19 protein-coding genes are annotated in these 16,131 nt (G+C 68.8%); 5 read left to right on the top strand and 14 right to left on the bottom strand.

Going from position 1 to position 16,131, the window contains the following annotated elements; genetic code table 11:
• Nucleotides 1-56: 56 nt before the first annotated feature.
• Both dinB and ABY42_RS06350 read left to right on the top strand, forming a co-directional pair.
• Nucleotides 57-1,385, top strand: a complete 1,329-nt coding sequence (gene dinB / locus ABY42_RS06355; protein WP_050458983.1) for a DNA polymerase IV — start codon at nucleotides 57-59, stop codon at nucleotides 1,383-1,385.
• Nucleotides 1,386-1,448: 63 nt separating this feature from the next.
• Nucleotides 1,449-3,206, top strand: a complete 1,758-nt coding sequence (locus tag ABY42_RS06350; RefSeq protein WP_050458982.1) for a helicase HerA domain-containing protein — start codon at nucleotides 1,449-1,451, stop codon at nucleotides 3,204-3,206.
• Nucleotides 3,207-3,251: 45 nt separating this feature from the next.
• On the opposite strand, the gene tpiA is transcribed toward ABY42_RS06350, so the two are convergent.
• From tpiA to ABY42_RS06290, 11 genes are all read right to left on the bottom strand, one after another.
• Nucleotides 3,252-3,896 carry a triose-phosphate isomerase gene (tpiA, locus tag ABY42_RS06345; protein WP_004977244.1) on the bottom strand — a complete coding sequence of 215 codons (645 nt, stop codon included), beginning with the start codon at nucleotides 3,894-3,896 and terminating at the stop codon, nucleotides 3,252-3,254.
• Nucleotides 3,897-4,054: 158 nt separating this feature from the next.
• Complete coding sequence (locus ABY42_RS18960) at nucleotides 4,055-4,576, bottom strand: multiprotein bridging factor aMBF1 (RefSeq protein WP_081909201.1); 522 nt, start codon at nucleotides 4,574-4,576, stop codon at nucleotides 4,055-4,057.
• Between the two features lie 101 nt (nucleotides 4,577-4,677).
• Nucleotides 4,678-5,115 carry a hypothetical protein gene (locus ABY42_RS06330; protein WP_050458981.1) on the bottom strand — a complete coding sequence of 146 codons (438 nt, stop codon included), beginning with the start codon at nucleotides 5,113-5,115 and terminating at the stop codon, nucleotides 4,678-4,680.
• A 54-nt stretch (nucleotides 5,116-5,169) separates the two neighbouring features.
• Nucleotides 5,170-6,585: a sensor histidine kinase gene (locus ABY42_RS06325; RefSeq protein ID WP_050459901.1), complete on the bottom strand. Its 1,416-nt coding sequence runs from the start codon at nucleotides 6,583-6,585 to the stop codon at nucleotides 5,170-5,172.
• A gap of 195 nt (nucleotides 6,586-6,780) precedes the next feature.
• Complete coding sequence (locus ABY42_RS06320) at nucleotides 6,781-7,383, bottom strand: CDP-alcohol phosphatidyltransferase family protein (RefSeq protein ID WP_004977249.1); 603 nt, start codon at nucleotides 7,381-7,383, stop codon at nucleotides 6,781-6,783.
• On the bottom strand, nucleotides 7,380-7,889 hold the full coding sequence (locus tag ABY42_RS06315) for an adenylate kinase family protein (RefSeq protein WP_050458980.1): 510 nt from the start codon (nucleotides 7,887-7,889) through the stop codon (nucleotides 7,380-7,382). Before ABY42_RS06315 ends, ABY42_RS06320 begins: the two co-directional genes overlap by 4 nt.
• Entirely contained in the window at nucleotides 7,886-8,971 is a 1,086-nt protein-coding gene (gene hisC, locus ABY42_RS06310) for a histidinol-phosphate transaminase (protein ID WP_049905226.1), read from the bottom strand. The genes ABY42_RS06315 and hisC overlap by 4 nt, the downstream gene beginning before the upstream one ends.
• A gap of 57 nt (nucleotides 8,972-9,028) precedes the next feature.
• Complete coding sequence (locus ABY42_RS06305; RefSeq protein WP_050458979.1) at nucleotides 9,029-10,609, bottom strand: GMC family oxidoreductase; 1,581 nt, start codon at nucleotides 10,607-10,609, stop codon at nucleotides 9,029-9,031.
• Nucleotides 10,602-11,216: a gluconate 2-dehydrogenase subunit 3 family protein gene (locus ABY42_RS06300; RefSeq protein WP_050458978.1), complete on the bottom strand. Its 615-nt coding sequence runs from the start codon at nucleotides 11,214-11,216 to the stop codon at nucleotides 10,602-10,604. Before ABY42_RS06300 ends, ABY42_RS06305 begins: the two co-directional genes overlap by 8 nt.
• A 20-nt stretch (nucleotides 11,217-11,236) precedes the next feature.
• On the bottom strand, nucleotides 11,237-11,635 hold the full coding sequence (locus ABY42_RS06295) for a DUF1648 domain-containing protein (protein WP_082220685.1): 399 nt from the start codon (nucleotides 11,633-11,635) through the stop codon (nucleotides 11,237-11,239).
• Between the two features lie 63 nt (nucleotides 11,636-11,698).
• Nucleotides 11,699-12,430 (bottom strand): fumarylacetoacetate hydrolase family protein, encoded by a 732-nt coding sequence (locus ABY42_RS06290; protein WP_050458976.1) that lies wholly within the window; start codon nucleotides 12,428-12,430, stop codon nucleotides 11,699-11,701.
• Nucleotides 12,431-12,758: 328 nt separating this feature from the next.
• Here ABY42_RS06290 and ABY42_RS06285 point away from each other — a divergent pair, with 328 nt between their 5' ends.
• Together ABY42_RS06285 and ABY42_RS06280 are read left to right on the top strand one after the other, a co-directional pair.
• Entirely contained in the window at nucleotides 12,759-13,475 is a 717-nt protein-coding gene (locus tag ABY42_RS06285) for a metal-dependent hydrolase (RefSeq protein ID WP_004977257.1), read from the top strand.
• A 103-nt stretch (nucleotides 13,476-13,578) separates the two neighbouring features.
• On the top strand, nucleotides 13,579-13,977 hold the full coding sequence (locus ABY42_RS06280) for an OsmC family protein (protein WP_004977258.1): 399 nt from the start codon (nucleotides 13,579-13,581) through the stop codon (nucleotides 13,975-13,977).
• A gap of 96 nt (nucleotides 13,978-14,073) precedes the next feature.
• Here the strand turns inward: ABY42_RS06280 and ABY42_RS20065 are convergent, their stop codons facing one another.
• The 3 genes from ABY42_RS20065 to ABY42_RS06270 all read right to left on the bottom strand — a co-directional run bounded on the left by ABY42_RS20065 (nucleotide 14,074) and on the right by ABY42_RS06270 (nucleotide 15,774).
• The gene (locus ABY42_RS20065) at nucleotides 14,074-14,208 is read right to left on the bottom strand and encodes a hypothetical protein (protein WP_004968055.1); all 135 of its coding nucleotides are present in this window, start codon (nucleotides 14,206-14,208) and stop codon (nucleotides 14,074-14,076) included.
• Between the two features lie 78 nt (nucleotides 14,209-14,286).
• Nucleotides 14,287-14,883: a DJ-1/PfpI family protein gene (locus ABY42_RS06275; protein ID WP_004063616.1), complete on the bottom strand. Its 597-nt coding sequence runs from the start codon at nucleotides 14,881-14,883 to the stop codon at nucleotides 14,287-14,289.
• A gap of 108 nt (nucleotides 14,884-14,991) precedes the next feature.
• Nucleotides 14,992-15,774, bottom strand: coding sequence for an HAD-IIA family hydrolase (locus tag ABY42_RS06270; RefSeq protein ID WP_050458975.1), 783 nt, complete (start codon nucleotides 15,772-15,774; stop codon nucleotides 14,992-14,994).
• Nucleotides 15,775-15,852: 78 nt separating this feature from the next.
• Here ABY42_RS06270 and ABY42_RS06265 point away from each other — a divergent pair, with 78 nt between their 5' ends.
• Nucleotides 15,853-16,107 (top strand): hypothetical protein, encoded by a 255-nt coding sequence (locus tag ABY42_RS06265; RefSeq protein ID WP_049905228.1) that lies wholly within the window; start codon nucleotides 15,853-15,855, stop codon nucleotides 16,105-16,107.
• The last annotated feature ends 24 nt before the right edge of the window (nucleotides 16,108-16,131 follow it).

Below are 16,131 nucleotides of genomic sequence, written 5' to 3'. Positions count from 1 at the left end.
TTTACTTTCGCCGCGCTATCTGAAGCTTCAGGTACGTCGCGCCCGTCCCCTCGACCATGGCGGAGGAGACGCTGCCGGGCACGACCGCCGACGACGGCCCCGACAGCATCGTCCTTCACGTCGACATGGACTGTTTTTACGCCGCCTGCGAGCGCCTGCGCGAGCCCGAGCTCGAAGGCGAGCCGGTGGTGGTCGGCATGGGCTACGAACCCGGCGAGGGCCACGGCGCGGTCGCCACGGCGAGCTACGAGGCCCGCGAGTTCGGCGTCGAGAGCGCCCAGCCGATTTCGACCGCGCTCGAACGCCTCCCGCGAATCGAGGGCCTCGGCCCCGACGGCGACCCCGCGGCGGCGGGCCACTACCGCACCGTCGACCTCGAGTTCTACAAGGAGGTCGCCGCCGACGTGAAGGCGATTCTCCACGACTGCGCCGACGTGGTTCGCGAGGTGAGCATCGACGAGGCCTACCTCGACGTGACCGACCGGACCGCGTGGGACCTCGCTGCCTCGGGCGACCGGACGCTGGCGGAGGGCTTCGCCCGCTACGTGAAACAGCGCATCGCCCGCGAGGTCGGCGTCGCGGCCTCCATCGGCGTCGCGCCGAACATGTCGACCGCGAAAATCGCCTCCGACTTCGACAAGCCCGACGGGCTGGTCGTCGTCCGCCCCGGCGAGGTGCGGTCCTTTCTCGCACCCATCCCTGTCGAGGAGGTCCACGGCGTCGGCCCCGTGACGGCACGGAAACTCGGCTCGCTCGGCATCGAGACGGCGGGCGACCTCGCCGAGGCCGACGCCTCGGTCCTCGAAGCCGAGTTCGGCTCCCGCGGCCGCGAACTCCACGAGCGGGCCCGCGGCTACGACGACCGGACGGTCACGCCGACGGGCCGGCCCAAGAGCCTCTCGCGGGAGTCTGCGTTCACCGAGCCGACCGACGACATCGGGGACAAGCGGGAGGTCGTCCGCGCCCTCGCGGCCGACGTGGCCGACCGCGCGAACTCCCGCGGGGCGATGTACCGGACCATCGGCATCAAGGTGGTCGTCCCGCCGTTCGACATCAACACGCGGGCGACGTCGCTTTCCGGGCCCGTGGACGACCCGGGACTCGTCGAGTCGGTCGCGCTCGACTTACTCGACGCCGAGTTCGAAGAGACGACCGTCCGAAAGCTCGGCGTCCGCGTCTCGAAGCTCTCGTTCGCGGACGCGGACCAGTCGAGCCTCGACGGTTGGGAGTCGGCCGGGGCCGGCGGCGACGACATCTCAGACGACCGCGTCGGCGACGGCGCCAGCGACGATACCAGCGACGACGCCGGCGACGACGAGCCCCCGAACGCCGGCGGTGGAACCCGCTCGCACGAGGGCCAGTCGTCGCTCGTCGAGTTCGACTGACGCCGCGGGACCGACGGGGCGAGGGGGAGGAACTATGGCCTCCGAGGGAGTCCACCAAACCGGATGACGGATTCGGACACGGAAACCATCTCGGTCGCCGAGATCAGCGACGGTCCAGGGGGAGAGGGAGTCGAAGAGCCGGGGACGACGGTCGACCTGCCGGTGGTCGACATCCTCACCGGTCGGGGGTTCGTCACCGGCAAGTCCGGGTCGGGCAAGTCGAACACGGCGTCGGTCATCATCGAGAACCTGCTGTCGGCCAACTTCCCGGTGCTCATCGTCGACACGGACGGCGAGTACTACGGCCTCAAACAGGAGTTCGAACTGCTCCACGCCGGGGCCGACGAGGAGTGCGACATCCAGGTGAGCCCCGAGCACGCGGAGCGACTCGCCACGCTCGCGCTCGAACAGAACGTTCCCATCATCCTCGACGTGTCCGGCTACCTCGACGACGCGGCCTCCGACGAACTGGTGACGGAGGTCGCGAAACACCTCTTCGCGAAGGAGAAGAAGCTCAAGAAGCCGTTTTTGATGCTCATCGAGGAGTGCCACGAGTACATCCCCGAGAAGGGCGGGATGGACGAGGCGGGCAAGATGCTCATCAAAATCGGAAAGCGCGGCCGCAAACACGGCCTCGGGGTCGTCGGCATCTCCCAGCGCCCCGCCGACGTGAAAAAGGACTTCATCACCCAGTGTGACTGGCTCGTCTGGCACCGCCTCACGTGGCGCAACGACACCAAGGTCGTCGGGCGCATCCTCGGGTCGGAGTACGCCGACGCCATCGAGGACATGGGCAACGGCGAGGGCTTCCTCGTCACCGACTGGTCCGAGTCGATTCGACGCGTGCAGTTCCACAAGAAACAGACGTTCGACGCGGGCGCGACGCCGGGCCTCGACGACTTCGAGCGTCCGGACCTGAAGTCCGTCGACGGCGACCTCGTCTCCGACCTCAAGGAGATTTCCGACGAGAAGGCCAGACAGGAGAGCCGCATCGCCGACCTCAGACAGGAGATAGACAAGAAGGACGCGAAGATTCGACAGCTCGAACGCGAGTTGGAGGAGGCGCGAGACCTCTCGCGGATGGCCGACCAGTTCGCGCAGGCGATGTTCCAGAAGGCAGAAGCGCCCTACCGCGGCGGCGACGGCCGTAACCTCAACCGCCCCACCGAAAAGCAGGCCGCGCTCGGCGAGTACAACGAGGCCACCGACGGCGACGTGGCGAACGCGGCGGCCGACGCCGCCGCTGAGGGCGGCGACGGGACCGAGAACGCCGGCGATACACCGCCCCGACGACCGCTCGAAGCGCCGTCCGGGCCGCCGTGGCCGACGCACGGACTGCTCTCCGAGAGCGACGAGGCGGAGGCCGACGGCGCGGGCGACGCGGGCGCTGCGGCCGCGCCGGCCGACGACGAGTCGTGGATGGCGGCCGCCGAGATGGGCGACTTCGAGCCGGCGGAACTCCACCCCGCGCCGGGTGCCGAGAGCCGCCGCGACGTGGTCGACCGCATGACGGCCATCGTGAACGCGCTGGGAGACGTCCACCACGGAATGCTCGCGCACTACCGGGAACGCGGCATCTCCGACCCGCTCGCCGCCCACGTCGCCGCGGGCGAGACCGGCGACCAGCACCTCGCCTACGGCCGGAACCGGTCGCTCCGCCGGGCGGGCTTCATCCGCCACGCCGGCCGCGGGAAGTACGAGTACGCGCTGCCGGACCTCGTGAGCGACGAGTACGCGGACCTCTTGGGCGACGACGAACTCCGGGAGACGGTCGCGGCTATCGAGGCGTCGTTCGTCGAAGAAGAAGCCGACGGCGAGTAGACGTCGAGACGCGGGCCGTCGGTCGGAAGGAGAGTTTTGACGCGCTTACAGTCCGGAGACGAGGTCTTCGAGCGCCGCGCGCGGGTCGTCGGCCTTGGCGACGCCGGAGGCGAGCAGGATGCCGGACGCGCCGAGTTCCTCGGCGGTCACCACGTCGTCGCCGGTCGAGATGCCCGCGCCGCAGTAGACATCGACGTCGTCGTCCACGTTGGCCGCGGCGTCGACGGCGTCGGTGACGATGCCGGGGTCGGCGGTCGCGACGGAGACGTCGCCGCCGATGAGTTCCGGCGGCTCGACGGCGACCGAGTCGGGGCCGAGCGCGGAGACCGCGCCGATTTGGGCGGGGTTGTTGGCGCAGACGCAGGTTTCGAGGTCCGCTCGCTCGGCGGCCTGGACGGAGCCGTCGATGTCGGCGAGCTTCAGGCGCTTTTCGGAGTGGTTGATGAGCGTGCCGACCGCGCCGGCCTCGGCGACGGCCTCGGCGAGGGTGCTGCCGGTGTGGCTGCCGTGGCCGTTCGGGTCGACGTGCTGGGCCCACGTCTCGACGCCGGTGTCGGCGACGCGGGAGATGTCGGCCGCCTGCGGGGAGACGGCGATGCGGACGCCGGACTCCTCGGCCACGTCGCGCGCGGCGGTGGCGACTTCGATCGGGTCACACGGGTACGCCTTGAGGTTGACTAGGATGAACACAGTCAAAGTCGCGTCCGGCGAGACTAATAAATTGGTTTTCGGGGCCGCGATTGCCACGAGACGGCGTCTCGCGGGCGGAAAATCGTGATAAACGGAACGGGGGATTCGGCCGCGCGGTTCCCGGGACGGGCCGTCGACCTTGGCGACGCCGGCTCGCGTCAGTCTTTACGCTTGACCACGTCGCCGAGGGTGGTCGTCGTGGAGCCGCCGCCCGACCACTCGGAGTCGTCGTCGCTCTCGCCTTCGACCAGCGAGATGTCGAGCTTGCGCTCGATTTTCTTCCGGACGGAGTCCGGCGGCATGATGTCGCCGCGTTCGAGCTTGCGGATGAGGCTCGCCTTCTCGTTGAGCGACTGGGCGAGTTCCTCTTGGCTCATTCCGCGGGACTCCCGCGCCTGCCGGATGCGGTCGTCGTAGTCGGTCGCGATTTCGTCCATGTCGTCGAACATGTCGCGGCGACGCCGCTTCGACGACGAGGAGGAAGACGACCCCGAGGAGCGAGAGGAGTTCGAGCCCGACGAGGAGGAGGTGGAGTACTTCGTGCTCGCGCTGGAAGTCGACTCGGTGCGGACCTCCGTGCCGAACTCGGCGCAGTCGTCACACAGCTGCAGTTCTGCGCCTTCGACCTTCACAGTCTTCAGAGAGGCTTGGTCGGAGCCGCACATCTCGCACTGAGGCATACACTCACGTACCCGCCCGCCGCGTATAAAAGGCACGCCACCGGCCACTAACCCGACGCGACCGAGGCGCAACTGACGCGACCGAAACGCGACCGTCCGCGTCACTCGCGCCCGATGCGCGCTCGAATCTGGCGACGGACGGGTCGCGTGACGACGCGGTGGCCTCGCCGATAGACGACGACGTACGAGACCGGCAGGAGCGCGACGAACGCGACGATGAGCCAGCGCCCCTGCGTGAACGGGTCGGGCGGGAGCGTGAACGCGCCGGCGACGTACGAGGCGACACCGGCGAGCATCACGGCGAGCGCGGCGCGTTCGGTCCTCGACGCCGGTCGCCGCCTCGACGACCCGCTGACGAAAAACAAAAGGTACGCGACCAGTCCGACCGGAACGAAGGCGACGAGCGCCCCGAGGAGGTTCGGGAACCCGTGGCCGCGGGCGGCGGCGTTCTGCGAGACCCAAAGCGACGTGGCGACGAGGACGACGACCGGGACGAAAAACAGCGTCGCCTCCGCGGGCGACGGAACGATGGAGGGCACGAATCGTCGTCGTTCGTGTCACCTCATAGTAGTTTTGGCGGGGTTCCGGGACAGTCAGCACCGCGCCTCGTCCGCCAGCGGAAGCGCCAGTTGGACGGTGCTCCACCCGTCGCTTCGGTCGTAGTCGACTCGGCCGCCCGCGGACTCGACAACCCACTTGACGACCCACAGCCCCAGCCCCGAACCGTGGCTGAGTTGCGTGATGTCCTCGTCGCCGAAGACGGCGGCCCACTCGATTTCGGGGATACCGTCGCCGTCGTCGCTGATGCGGAGGGTCGCGTCGTTCTCGCACGCCGCCGCCTCGATGCGGACCGTCACGTCCTCGGGGGTGTGTTCCAGCGCGTTCTCCACGACGTTGGCGAGCGCCTGCGCGAGTTTCGGCCCGACGGAGACCGGGAGCGACGGGGGGAGGTCGAGGTCGAACGTCGCCGCGGGGTATCGGGTTCGCCGCGACTCGACGACCGCGCGGACCGTCGCGGTCGCGTCGACCACCTCGTCGGGTCGTTGGTCGTCGAGGACGGCGGCGGCGGTCCGAGCCTTCTCGCTGACCCGCAGGAGGGTTTCGGTGTGCTGGGCGATTCGCGCGGCCGCGTGGTCGACGCGCGGGTCCGCCGTCGCCTCGCGTATCTCTTCCGCCATGCCGAGGACGACGTTCATCTCGTTTCGGAGGTTGTGCCGGAGGACGCGCTGGAGCACCTGTAAGTGCTCTCTGGCACGGCGCTGACCGGTGATGTCCGAATAGATGGAAAACCCGTACCGCCTCCCGTCGCCGCGGCTGTAGGGGATGCCGCGATAGAGGAACTCCCGTCTCCCCCACGCGGTCTGGCGGGTGACGATGGCGTGGTTGGCCTTGCCGTCGGCGGTCCGCTGGTCGAAGTCGACCGCCTCGTCGTCGGCGTTCGGCGGGACGATGAAGTCGTTGAGCGACTCGCCGCGGACCTCGGCCGCGCCGTAGCCGAAGACGGCCTCGAACCCCGGATTGACCGCCCGGATAATCGGTTCGACGCCGACGATTTCGAACTCGATGACCGCGTCGTCGACGAGGTCGAACAGGTGGTCGAACCGGTCGCGCTCCGTGTGCAGTCGCGCGGCCGCCGGCTCCGGCAGTTCGCGACAGACCGCGCCGACGACCCGGCCCGCGCCCGTGGCGACGCTGTCGGCGTCTCCGCTTCCGTCACCGGCTCCGCCACTGCCGACTTCCCCGCCGGGGTACGGGGCGAACTCGATTTCGACCCCGACGGCTCCGGTCGCCCCGCCGCCGACTCCCGAGAGCCGGCAGCGGCACCGACGACTCTCCCACCCGCTCGCCGCTCGCACGGCGTCCGCGGCCTCGCGAACCTCCGGCCAGTCCCCGTCGGCGAGGAGGTCCGAAAACGGTCGCCCGCGGAGCGCCTCGGTGTCCGTCCCGTGGTGTGCCGCGAATCCCTCTCCCGCGTGGACGACGACGCCCGCCGCGTCGAGGACGAACATCACTCGACGAGGGCCGAGCACCGAGGGCGCTCACTCTCGGTTCGAGAAAACAGATATCGTGGGGCCCGGTGGCGAAATTGCGCGAGTATGTGAGTGTGTGTTGCGCGGTTGTGTCTCATTCGATTCGTTCTCTGGTGATAATCTGAAACATATAAATCCGCGGTAGCGGGCAACATCCTCGGGCAGTCGGTCGGGTTACCTCAGGTCGCTCCACGCGCCCCAGAAGCGCTGGACGGCGGTGAGATGGCCGACGACGGCGAAGAAGACGAGCAGCCAGCCGACGAGCGTGAACCCGCCGAGCGTGCCGGTGTAGACGGCGGACGCGAGGCCGACGAGGCCCATGAGCGCCAGTCGGTCGGCGCGCCCGACGAGACCGCCGTAGGCGCGGCCGAGCCCGACCGCCTGAATCTGCGTGCCGAGGTAGGAGGTCATCAGGACGCCCGTGACGGCGGCGAGACCCAGCGCGAACGAGTCGATACCGGCGGCGAGGCCGACGAGGACGACGATGTCGGCGTAGCGGTCGAGGACGTGGTCCAGCAGGTCGCCGGCCTTCGAGGAGACGCCCTGCTCGCGGGCGAGCGCGCCGTCGACGAGGTCGAGCCAGCCGTTACAGAAGACGAACACCGCGCCGAGGCCGTACCAAAGCGGGTCGGCGAGGCCGAAGGCGACGCCGGCGGCGACGGCGAACCCGAAGGCGACGACGCTCACGCCGTTCGGCGAGAGGCCGGCGGCGTCGGCGACCGAGACGAACGGGGCGAGCAGCTTGTCGGCGGTGTCGCGGTACTGGTCGAGCGTCATAGGTAGTCGATGAAGTCGACGGTCCCCGCCGAGGGTTCTCGCTCGCCCGCGACGACCGACGCGATGTCGTCGGCGACGGCGTCTGGGTCGCGGTCGGTCGTGTCTATCTCGTACACCGAGTCCTCGCCGTGGAACTCGACGGCCTCGCCGAGAATCACGTCCAACGCCTCCGATTCGCGGTTCTCGCGGGCCTTGGCCTCGGACTCGCCGCGGTCGAGGAGCCGCTGTTCGAGGATGTCGGGGCGACACCGAAGCACGACCACGCGGTCGGCCTCGAAGTGGTGTGCGAGGTGGCTCTCGACGAGCCCGTCCCAGTCCCCGAGGTGGTCGCGGGCGGCGTCGAGGTCGACGACGAGCGTGTCGCGCTCCTCGTCGCGTTCGCTCCAGAGGCCCTCGTCCTTCACGAGTCGGTTGAGGTGGACCACGTCGAGGTCGAGGTCGTCGGCGACGCGCTCGGTGGCGGTGGTCTTGCCGGTGCCGGGGGTGCCGGTGACGACGACTCTCACGCCGGCGGCACCTCCGAGACGATTCGGTTGAGCACGTCCACGGCGCGCTCCGTCTGTGCTTCGGTGCCGCAGGAGACGCGGATGCACTCAGGCAGGCCGAAGCTCCCGCAGTCGCGGACGATGACGCCCTCGCGTTGGGCGGCCTCGGTGACGGCGGTCGCGTCGCCGACCTCGACGAGGACGAAGTTGCCCTCGCTTTCCCACGTCGGCGCGTCGAGCTGTTCGCGGAGGTACTCGCGGGACCACCGGGCCGACTCGACGGACTTCTCGACGTGTTCCTCGTCGTCGAGCGCGGCGAGCGCGGCGCGGCAGGCGACCTCGCTGGCGGCGAACGGCGTGTTCACGCGGGCGTAAGCGTCGGCCCACGCCTCGGGCACGCAGGCGTAGCCGATGCGGAGGCCGGCCAGCCCGTACGCCTTCGAGAACGTCCGCAGGACCGCGACGTTGTCGTACTCCGAGAGCAGGTCGATGGCCGAGGGCACGTCGGCGAACTCGCCGTAGGCCTCGTCGACGACGAGGAGCGTGTGGTCCTCGACGGACTCGGCGAGTTCGACGAGTTCCTCCCGCGGGAGCACGGAGCCCGTCGGGTTGTGCGGCGTCGTGAGGTAGACCATGCGCTCGCCGTCGTAGGCGTCGAGGACGAGGTCGGCGGTCTGCTCGAAGTCGTCGCCCTTCGACACCTCGTACTGGACGGCGTCGCCGTGGTGGTACCGGGCGCTCATCGAGTAGTACGAGAAGCCGGGCGACGGTTCGAGAATCCGGTCGTCGGGTTCGAGCATCGCGCGCGTCAGGTAGTCGATAGAGCCGTCTGCGCCCGGCGAGACCCACACCTGTTCGGATTCGAGGCCCCACTTGTCGGCGAGGCGCTCGGTCAGGTCCGTGTGGGCCGTCTTCGGGTAGACGCTCACGGTCGGCGCGGCGTCCTCGATGGCGGCGACCGCCTTCGGACTCGGGCCGTGGGGGTTCTCGTTCGAGGAGAGTTTCGTCAGGTCCTCGGGGTCCATCCCGAGTTCGCGGGCGACCTCCTCTGTCCCGCGGCCGGGTACGTAGGGAGCGTGTGCGGAGAGGTCCCGTGGTTGCATGGTCGGAAAATGCGGGTCGCGGTTCTTAAGCGTGCGTACTCCGGGACGGTGAGGTCCTCATTCGAGTTCGGCCCGAAGCGACTCGGCGAGCCGAAGCGAGAGCGCCGCGATGGTGAGCGTCGGGTTCATCGCCCCGCCGGTCGGGAAGACGCTCGACCCCGAAATCCAGAGGTTGCCGAGGTCGTGCGTGCGACACTCCGCGTCGACGACGCTCGATTCGGGGTCGTCACCCATCCGCGTCGTCCCCATGTGGTGGTACGCGGGGCCGGTCTCGTCGGGGCCGACCGTCCAGCGGTCCTCGACGCCGAGTTCGTCCAGCACGCGCGCCTGAATCTCGTTGGCCCGCGAGAGCGCGGCGTCAGTCTGTTCGTCGACAGACCAGTGTATTTCGGGGACGGGGTCGCCGAGGTCGTCGGTCGTCTCCCGGTCGAGGCCGACGTAGTTGTCCTCGCGGGGGAGCTGTTCGACCAGCGCGCCCATGGACACGTGCGTGCCGTAGCTCTCGTCCAACTGGTCGAGCAGGTCGTCGCCCCACGTGTCGGCGTGGAGGGCGTCGATGACCGGCGACGGGCCGGCGTAGTTGAGAAACTCCAGTTTGAGGCCGTTGACCGGGTCGGCGTCGTCGTAGAACTGGTGGCACTCGCTGGTGTTGAAGCCGACGTGGTTCTGGCGCGTGGGTCGGTCGAGGCGGCCGCCCATCCCGGCGAACAGGTGGTCCATGAAGTACCGACCGACCGCGCCCGAGGAGTTGGCGAGGCCGTCGGGGTAGCGGTCGGAGTCGGACAGCAACAGCAGTCTGACGTTCTCGACGCCGCCGCAGGCGAGGACGAACTGGGTCGCCTCCTGTCTGTGGGTCTCGCCGTCGGGGGTCGTGTAGGCGGCGGCGACGACGCGCTCGCCCGCCTCGTCGTGTTCGAGTCGCCGGACCCGCGCCCGGTCGACGACCCGCGCGCCAGCGGCCTCGGCCTTCTCGACGTGGGACTCGGCGGTGTACTTCGCGCCGGAGGGACACACCGGCTTGCACGTCCCGTAGCCGACGCAGGGCGACCGGTCGTCGTAGGGCTCGGAGTTGCGGGCGTTGCCCACCGAGTGCATGTCGATGCCGAGGCGCTCGCAGGCCTCGGCGAAGATGGAGTCCGAGTGCGACGGCCGGAATGCCGGAAGCGGATAGGGCTCGTCCCGCGGCGGCGCGTAGGGGTTGTCGGCCGCGCCCGCGACGCCGAACTCGCGCTCCGCGGCGGCGTAGTACGGCCGGAGGTCGTCGTAGCCGACGGGCCAGTCGGCCCCGACGCCGTGTCTGGTGTCGAGTTCGAAGTCGCGCTCGTGGAGGCGCATCACCATCCCCTGCCAGTGGAGCGTCGACCCGCCGACGCCCTTCACGCGGGCGGCGTTCAGCGGGTAGAACGACTCGCCGGTGGAGGAAAACGCGTCCCGCGGGCCGCCCATCTCCCACGGGCCGTCGAGGCCGGGGCGGATGTGCTGTTCCAGTTGCTCCCGCCTGTCGCCGTCGAACCGCGGCCCGGCTTCGAGGACGACGACCGTCGCGCCCGACTCGGCGAGCCGATGGGCCACGAGACCGCCGGCGGGCCCGGCACCGACGATACACACGTCGGCGTCGGCGACGGGGGTCCTATCCATCGGTCTCGCCCCCGGAGTCGGCCGTTTCGGTCTCGTCCATCGTCGCCCGCCGGTAGCTCTCGGCCCCGCCGGGGTGGCCGATGGGGTTCTCGATGCCGACGAGGCGGCCGCCGGTCGGCGAGGCGTAGAACGCGTAGAGCAGTTCGTTCACGACGTGAAACCGGAGGCGCTCGGAGAGCGTGCCGTCCGGAATCGGGTCGGCCGCGTCGACGCCGAGTTCGCGGAGCAGGCGGTCGCGGTCGGCCGCGGGGAGGTCGGCGAAGGCCGCGCCCTCCCAGTCGCGGGCGACGTCGTCCAACTCGGTCGCGGCGTCGACCATCGCGGCCCGACGCGAGTCGTCTCGCGCGCGCCCGACGACGTAGGCCTCGACGAACTCCGAGACGCCCTCGGCCGCGCTCGGGTAGACCGCCTCGGCGGCGGCGACCATCGTGTCGCGCACCGCGGTCGGCGGGGTGTCGTCGCCGACCGCTCCGTCCTCGCCAGTCGACCCGCCTTCGTTGCCGGTCGAATCGGCGGTCGGCGGGTCGAACTGCGTCAGCGACACGGCCCCGCCGGTGACGCCGAGACCGGCGAGCACGGCCAGCGCGTCCCGTCGAGTCAGTCGCATTCGGCGGGAATTAGGCCAGCCTAATTATAGGGTTTGTCCTCTCGTCCCACGCGGTCGAGGACGACGGCGACGACGCCGAACGTGACGACGACGGGGACGACCGCGACGAGCATATCGAACCGCGCACCGAGGTTGTACGCGAGGACGAGCGCCTGCACGTACGCGAGGAACGTCGCCAGTATCGTATCGAAGACGGGCGGAACGCTGGTTCCGCGTCCCGTCGCTCCGGCGAGTCGGGTGACGACGAGCGCGCCGACGCCGACGACTGGGATGAGAAGCACGCCGAGCGGGGCGGCGACGAACGAGTCGGCCTCGCCGCCGGTTCCGAAGTGAACCGCGACCGAGGAGGGGAGTACGGGAAGGAGCGCGACGCCCGCGACGGCGCTGAGCGCGAGCATCGCGACGCCGACGAGTGTCAACCGGGGAACACGCATACGGTCGGGTCGTGGCTCGACGATGAAAAAACGGACCGTCGGTCGGGGTCAGTCCTGTCTGACGCGGTGTTCGAGGACGCCGACGCCCTCGACTTCGACCTCGACGCGGTCGCCGTCTTCCAGCGGGCCGACGCCCTCGGGCGTGCCGGTCGAGATGACGTCGCCGGGTTCGAGCGTCATGTAGGACGTGATTTCGGCGACGAGGTCGGGAATCGAGAAGATGAGGTGTTCGATGCTGGAGTCCTGTCGCGTCTCGCCGTTCACGCGAAGCGAGATGCTCGCGTCCTCGGGGAGGTGGTCGGGGTCGGCGAGGGCCGGCCCGAGGGGCGCGGAGCCGTCGAACGCCTTCCCGCGGACCCAGTTCGTCTCGATATCCTGGTCGTCGCGGTTGGACACGTCGTTCATGACGGTGTAGCCCGCGATGACCGCCTCGGCGTCCTCGGCCGCGACGTTCCGGCACTGCTCGCCGATGACGACCGCGAGTTCGGCCTCGTGTTCGACGTTCTCCTTGCCCGCGGGGAGCGTCACGGTGTCGCCGTGGCCAGCGACCGCGTTCGGGGGCTTGAGGAACAGGAGCGGTCGGTCGGGGACCTCCTCGTCGCGCTCCTCGGCGTGCTTGGCGTAGTTGCGGCCGATACAGACGATTTTCGACGGCTCGCACGGGGGAAGCACGTCGACCTCGTCGAGGTCGTAGCGCTCGCCGCCGAAGGAGACCGAATCGCCGTGCCACTCGCCGGTTCGAACCGCGCCCGCGGGGTCGCGGAATCGGACGTGATGCATGCCCCACGCGTCGGCGGGGGGCGTGATAGGCTTTTACATCGCGCGAGTCGCTCGGTGACGTGGGACATTCTTGCACGATTCTCATCCCTTTTGTGGCCGTGGGGTGACGGACGTGTATCGGCCGTCCCGGACAGTTCGTTCGAGTGGACTCGGGCGGCCGATTCTGCTGTCGGATTCGAGACGAGAGCGGCGGGGCCGGCTCCTCGAACGTCGCCACGAACTCCCGGAACGTCGCTACGAATCCCCGACGAGCGCGCCCGCCGAAAAGCGGTCACACCGCCCCCTGCGAATAGCTTTTTGTGTATTTCGCGTGTAACGTTCGGGTGCTATGGAACTCACCTGGCACGGTCACTCGACGTGGTACGTCACGGTCGGAGACACCTCGCTTCTCATCGACCCGTTCTTCGACAACCCCGCCACGTCTCTCGACCCGAGCGACGTGGAGACGCCGGACTACGTGCTTCTCACCCACGGGCACGCGGACCACATCGCCCACGCAGGCGAGTTCGACGGCGCGACGGTCGTGGGCACGCCCGAACTCACCGGCTACGTCGAAGCCGAGATGGGCGTCGACGACACCATCGGCATGAACATCGGCGGGACGGTCGAACTCGGCGACGCGTTCGTCACGATGGTCCGGGCCGACCACACCAACGGCATCAACACCGGCTACGAGCACGAGGCCGGGATGCCCGGCGGCTATATGATTAGCGATACGCTGCCGACACAGGAGACCGACGCCGACTCGACGACGTTCTACCACGCCGGCGACACGGGACTCATGACCGACATGCGCGAGATTTTCGGCGCGTACTTCGAACCCGACGCGGCCGCGCTCCCGGTCGGCGACCACTACACGATGGGCCCGTGGCAGGGCGCTGTCGCCGCCGATTGGCTCGGCGTCGACCACGTCTTCCCGATGCACTACAACACGTTCCCGGCCATCGAAATCGACGTGCGCGACTTCGAGCGCGAGGTGAAGGCCGCCGGCAGTCAGGCCGAGGTCCACGCCCTCGACGGCGACGAGTCGTTCACGCTCGAATAACCCCTCGCCTCGCTCGGCGACGGCCCGTCTCGGGTCGTCGCTTGTGCACACCGTTGTCCTATTGAGGAACTTTTAGGGTCGGTCGCTCCTTTCCTCGGAACGAATGTCCGACATCCAGACCTCTACTGTCAGCGAAGAAGGTTTCGCATGCACGAGCCAGGTCGGCGACTTCGACCTCCAGATCGACGCGACCGACGAGACGGGCCCGAACCCGAACGCCGCGCTCGTCGCGACGTACGCCTCCTGTTTCCTCCCCGCGTTCCGCGTCGGCGGTCAGAAGACGGGCTTCGACGACCTCGGTAAGGTCCAGATCGACGCCGACGCCGACCTCGACGACGGCGACGACCTCGAGCGCATCAGCTTCGACGTCTACGTGGAGTCCGACCTCGCGGACGACGAGTTCGCCGAAATCACGGAACTCGCCGAGGACATCTGCCACGTCCACGACGCGCTCCGCGGCGAACTGCAGGCCGACGTGACCGTCGTCGGCGACGCGTTCTAAGCGTCGCTCGCCGCTCGGGCCGATACGCATTCTTTTCGCAGAAGTCGAAGCCGCCAGCGACGGGTGTCGCGGCGGGTTCGGAGACGCCCCGCCGGGTCAGTAGCGGCGCTTCTTATAGCTTCGAAGACTCATAGCCTCGCCTTCCACGATGATAACCTCGCGGTCTTGGGGGTCCGATTCGACGACGTCGTCGACCTGTTCGCGGAAGTATGGGCTGTTCGGCTCTTCCATACCACTCCCTTCGTCGCACCTAATAAAAATCTTTGTCAGACATTCTCACGCGTGATACCGCGTGAGCGCCGCGGCCAATCAGTCGTCAGCGGCCGCGGCGGCCGGTTCGTGGCTGATTTCGGTGCCGAGCACGTCGAGGAACGCCGCCAACCACTCGGGGTGGTCCGGCCACGCCTGCCCGGTGACGAGGTTGCCGTCGACGGTCACCTCGTCGACCCACGAACAGCCCGCGCGCTCGACTTCCGCGCGAACGGCCGGGTAGGCGGTCATCTCGTAGCCGTCGAGGACGCCCGCGGCGGCGAGAATCTGCGGCCCGTGACAGATTGCGGCGACCGGCTTCCCCTCGTCGAAGAAGTGCCGGACGGCGTCGAGCACCTCGTCGTAGCCGCGGAGGTACTCGGGGGCGCGCCCGCCGGGGACGACGAGCGCGTCGTAGTCCGCGGGGTCGATATCGGCGAACGTCGCGTTCAGCGCGAAGTCGTGGCCGCGGGTCTCCAGATACGTCTGGTCGCCGCGGAAGTCGTGGACGGCGGTCTTACACCGGTCGCCGTCCTCCTTTTCGGGACACACCGCGTGGACCTCGTGACCCACCATCTGCAGCGCCTGGAACGGTACCATAATCTCGTAGTCCTCGACGAAGTCGCCGGCGAGGAGCAGAATCTTCTTTCCGGACATGGGCATCACCCACGCGGTAGTTGTCGCGTCAGAACGATAATGATTGTGTAGGTGGGAATAGCGGCGGCTCGGGAGTCAGGGTCTGGCCGCGAGAGCGGCTGAAGCCGGCTATTTCGAGATGATGCGCCCGATGTCGCCGAGGTCGTCGAGGACGTGGTCGGGTTCGTACTCGCTCGCCGCGAGGGCCGCCTCGTCGGTCACGCCGGTTCGGACGAGCGCGGTCCCCATGCCCGCATCGAGGCCGAACGCGATGTCGGTATCGAGACGGTCGCCGACGATGAGGACTTCTTCGGGCGGCAGGTCCAACTTGTCGAGGACGAACTCTTGGGCGACCTTCGAGGGCTTGCCGAGAATCGCGTCGGGTTCGCGTTCGGCGACGCCCGCGACGGCGTTGATAATCGCGCCCGACCCGGGAATGTTGCCGTCTGCGGTCGGGATGATGACGTCGGGGTCGGTGCCGTAGAAGGCGGCCCCGGAGCGGAGCGCGTTGTTGGCGTCGCGGAGGTCGTCGTAGTGAAACTCGCGGTCGATGGCGACGACGACGACCTCGGGGTCGTCGCCGGCACGGACGAGTTCGAACCCGGCGTCACGAAGTTGGTCGTGGAAGCCCGGCTCGCCGATGCAGAAGGTCCGCGCGCCGGGGTGTCTGTCGGCGAGGTACGCCGTCGTCGTCGTGCCGGAGGTGACGACCTCGTCGGCGGTCGCGTCGATTCCGGCCCGACGGAGCCGCGCCTCGTAGGCGACGGGGGCCTTCGTCGGGTTGTTCGAGACGAACAGTCGGTCGAGCCCGGCGGCGTCGACGGCGGCGAGGCCGTCGAGCGCGCCGGGTATCGCTTCGTCGCCGCGGACGACCGTTCCGTCAACGTCGAAAACCACGCCTCGGTAGTCCATCGTCCTCGGTAGGGAGGCGGGGCTGTTGAACGTTCGCCCGAGAGAACTATTATGTTCATTGGTGGCATATGTCATCATATGGGTGTCTCTTCGAAGCGGTTGGTCGGGTGGCTGCGCGGGCCGGCGACCGGCAACAGCGCCATGGGCGTCTACGGGCTCGTGACGGCGATGGTCGCGCTGTTTTTGACCTACTCCATCGTGGCCACGTTTTCCGTCGTCGTCCCGCTGTTGTCGACGACGGCCATCGTCCTCGCGGCGCTCGTCGTGTGGGTGCTGACGTGGGCGGTCCTCGACGTGGTCGCCAGCCGGACGATTCGCGAGTCGTCGACCTGAGTCGCCGACGACTCTGACGGCGTG

Origin of the sequence: Haloferax gibbonsii, from assembly GCF_001190965.1 — an archaeon.
Taxonomy (GTDB): domain Archaea; phylum Halobacteriota; class Halobacteria; order Halobacteriales; family Haloferacaceae; genus Haloferax; species Haloferax gibbonsii.
The sequence above is the reverse complement of the archived record's forward strand: the minus strand, read 5'-3'. Positions and strand labels throughout refer to the sequence as shown.

Coding starts and splice junctions, on each gene's coding strand:
- dinB (WP_050458983.1), top strand. CDS start 57: ATGGCGGAGGAGACGCTGCCGGGCACGACCGCCGACGACGGCCCCGAC.
- ABY42_RS06350 (WP_050458982.1), top strand. CDS start 1,449: ATGACGGATTCGGACACGGAAACCATCTCGGTCGCCGAGATCAGCGAC.
- ABY42_RS18960 (WP_081909201.1), bottom strand. CDS start 4,576: ATGCCTCAGTGCGAGATGTGCGGCTCCGACCAAGCCTCTCTGAAGACT.
- ABY42_RS06325 (WP_050459901.1), bottom strand. CDS start 6,585: ATGTTCGTCCTCGACGCGGCGGGCGTCGTCGTCCACGCGGGAGAGGGA.
- ABY42_RS06320 (WP_004977249.1), bottom strand. CDS start 7,383: ATGACGCTCGACCAGTACCGCGACACCGCCGACAAGCTGCTCGCCCCG.
- hisC (WP_049905226.1), bottom strand. CDS start 8,971: ATGCAACCACGGGACCTCTCCGCACACGCTCCCTACGTACCCGGCCGC.
- ABY42_RS06305 (WP_050458979.1), bottom strand. CDS start 10,609: ATGGATAGGACCCCCGTCGCCGACGCCGACGTGTGTATCGTCGGTGCC.
- ABY42_RS06300 (WP_050458978.1), bottom strand. CDS start 11,216: ATGCGACTGACTCGACGGGACGCGCTGGCCGTGCTCGCCGGTCTCGGC.
- ABY42_RS06290 (WP_050458976.1), bottom strand. CDS start 12,430: ATGCATCACGTCCGATTCCGCGACCCCGCGGGCGCGGTTCGAACCGGC.
- ABY42_RS06285 (WP_004977257.1), top strand. CDS start 12,759: ATGGAACTCACCTGGCACGGTCACTCGACGTGGTACGTCACGGTCGGA.
- ABY42_RS06280 (WP_004977258.1), top strand. CDS start 13,579: ATGTCCGACATCCAGACCTCTACTGTCAGCGAAGAAGGTTTCGCATGC.
- ABY42_RS20065 (WP_004968055.1), bottom strand. CDS start 14,208: ATGGAAGAGCCGAACAGCCCATACTTCCGCGAACAGGTCGACGACGTC.
- ABY42_RS06275 (WP_004063616.1), bottom strand. CDS start 14,883: ATGTCCGGAAAGAAGATTCTGCTCCTCGCCGGCGACTTCGTCGAGGAC.
- ABY42_RS06270 (WP_050458975.1), bottom strand. CDS start 15,774: ATGGACTACCGAGGCGTGGTTTTCGACGTTGACGGAACGGTCGTCCGC.
- ABY42_RS06265 (WP_049905228.1), top strand. CDS start 15,853: ATGGGTGTCTCTTCGAAGCGGTTGGTCGGGTGGCTGCGCGGGCCGGCG.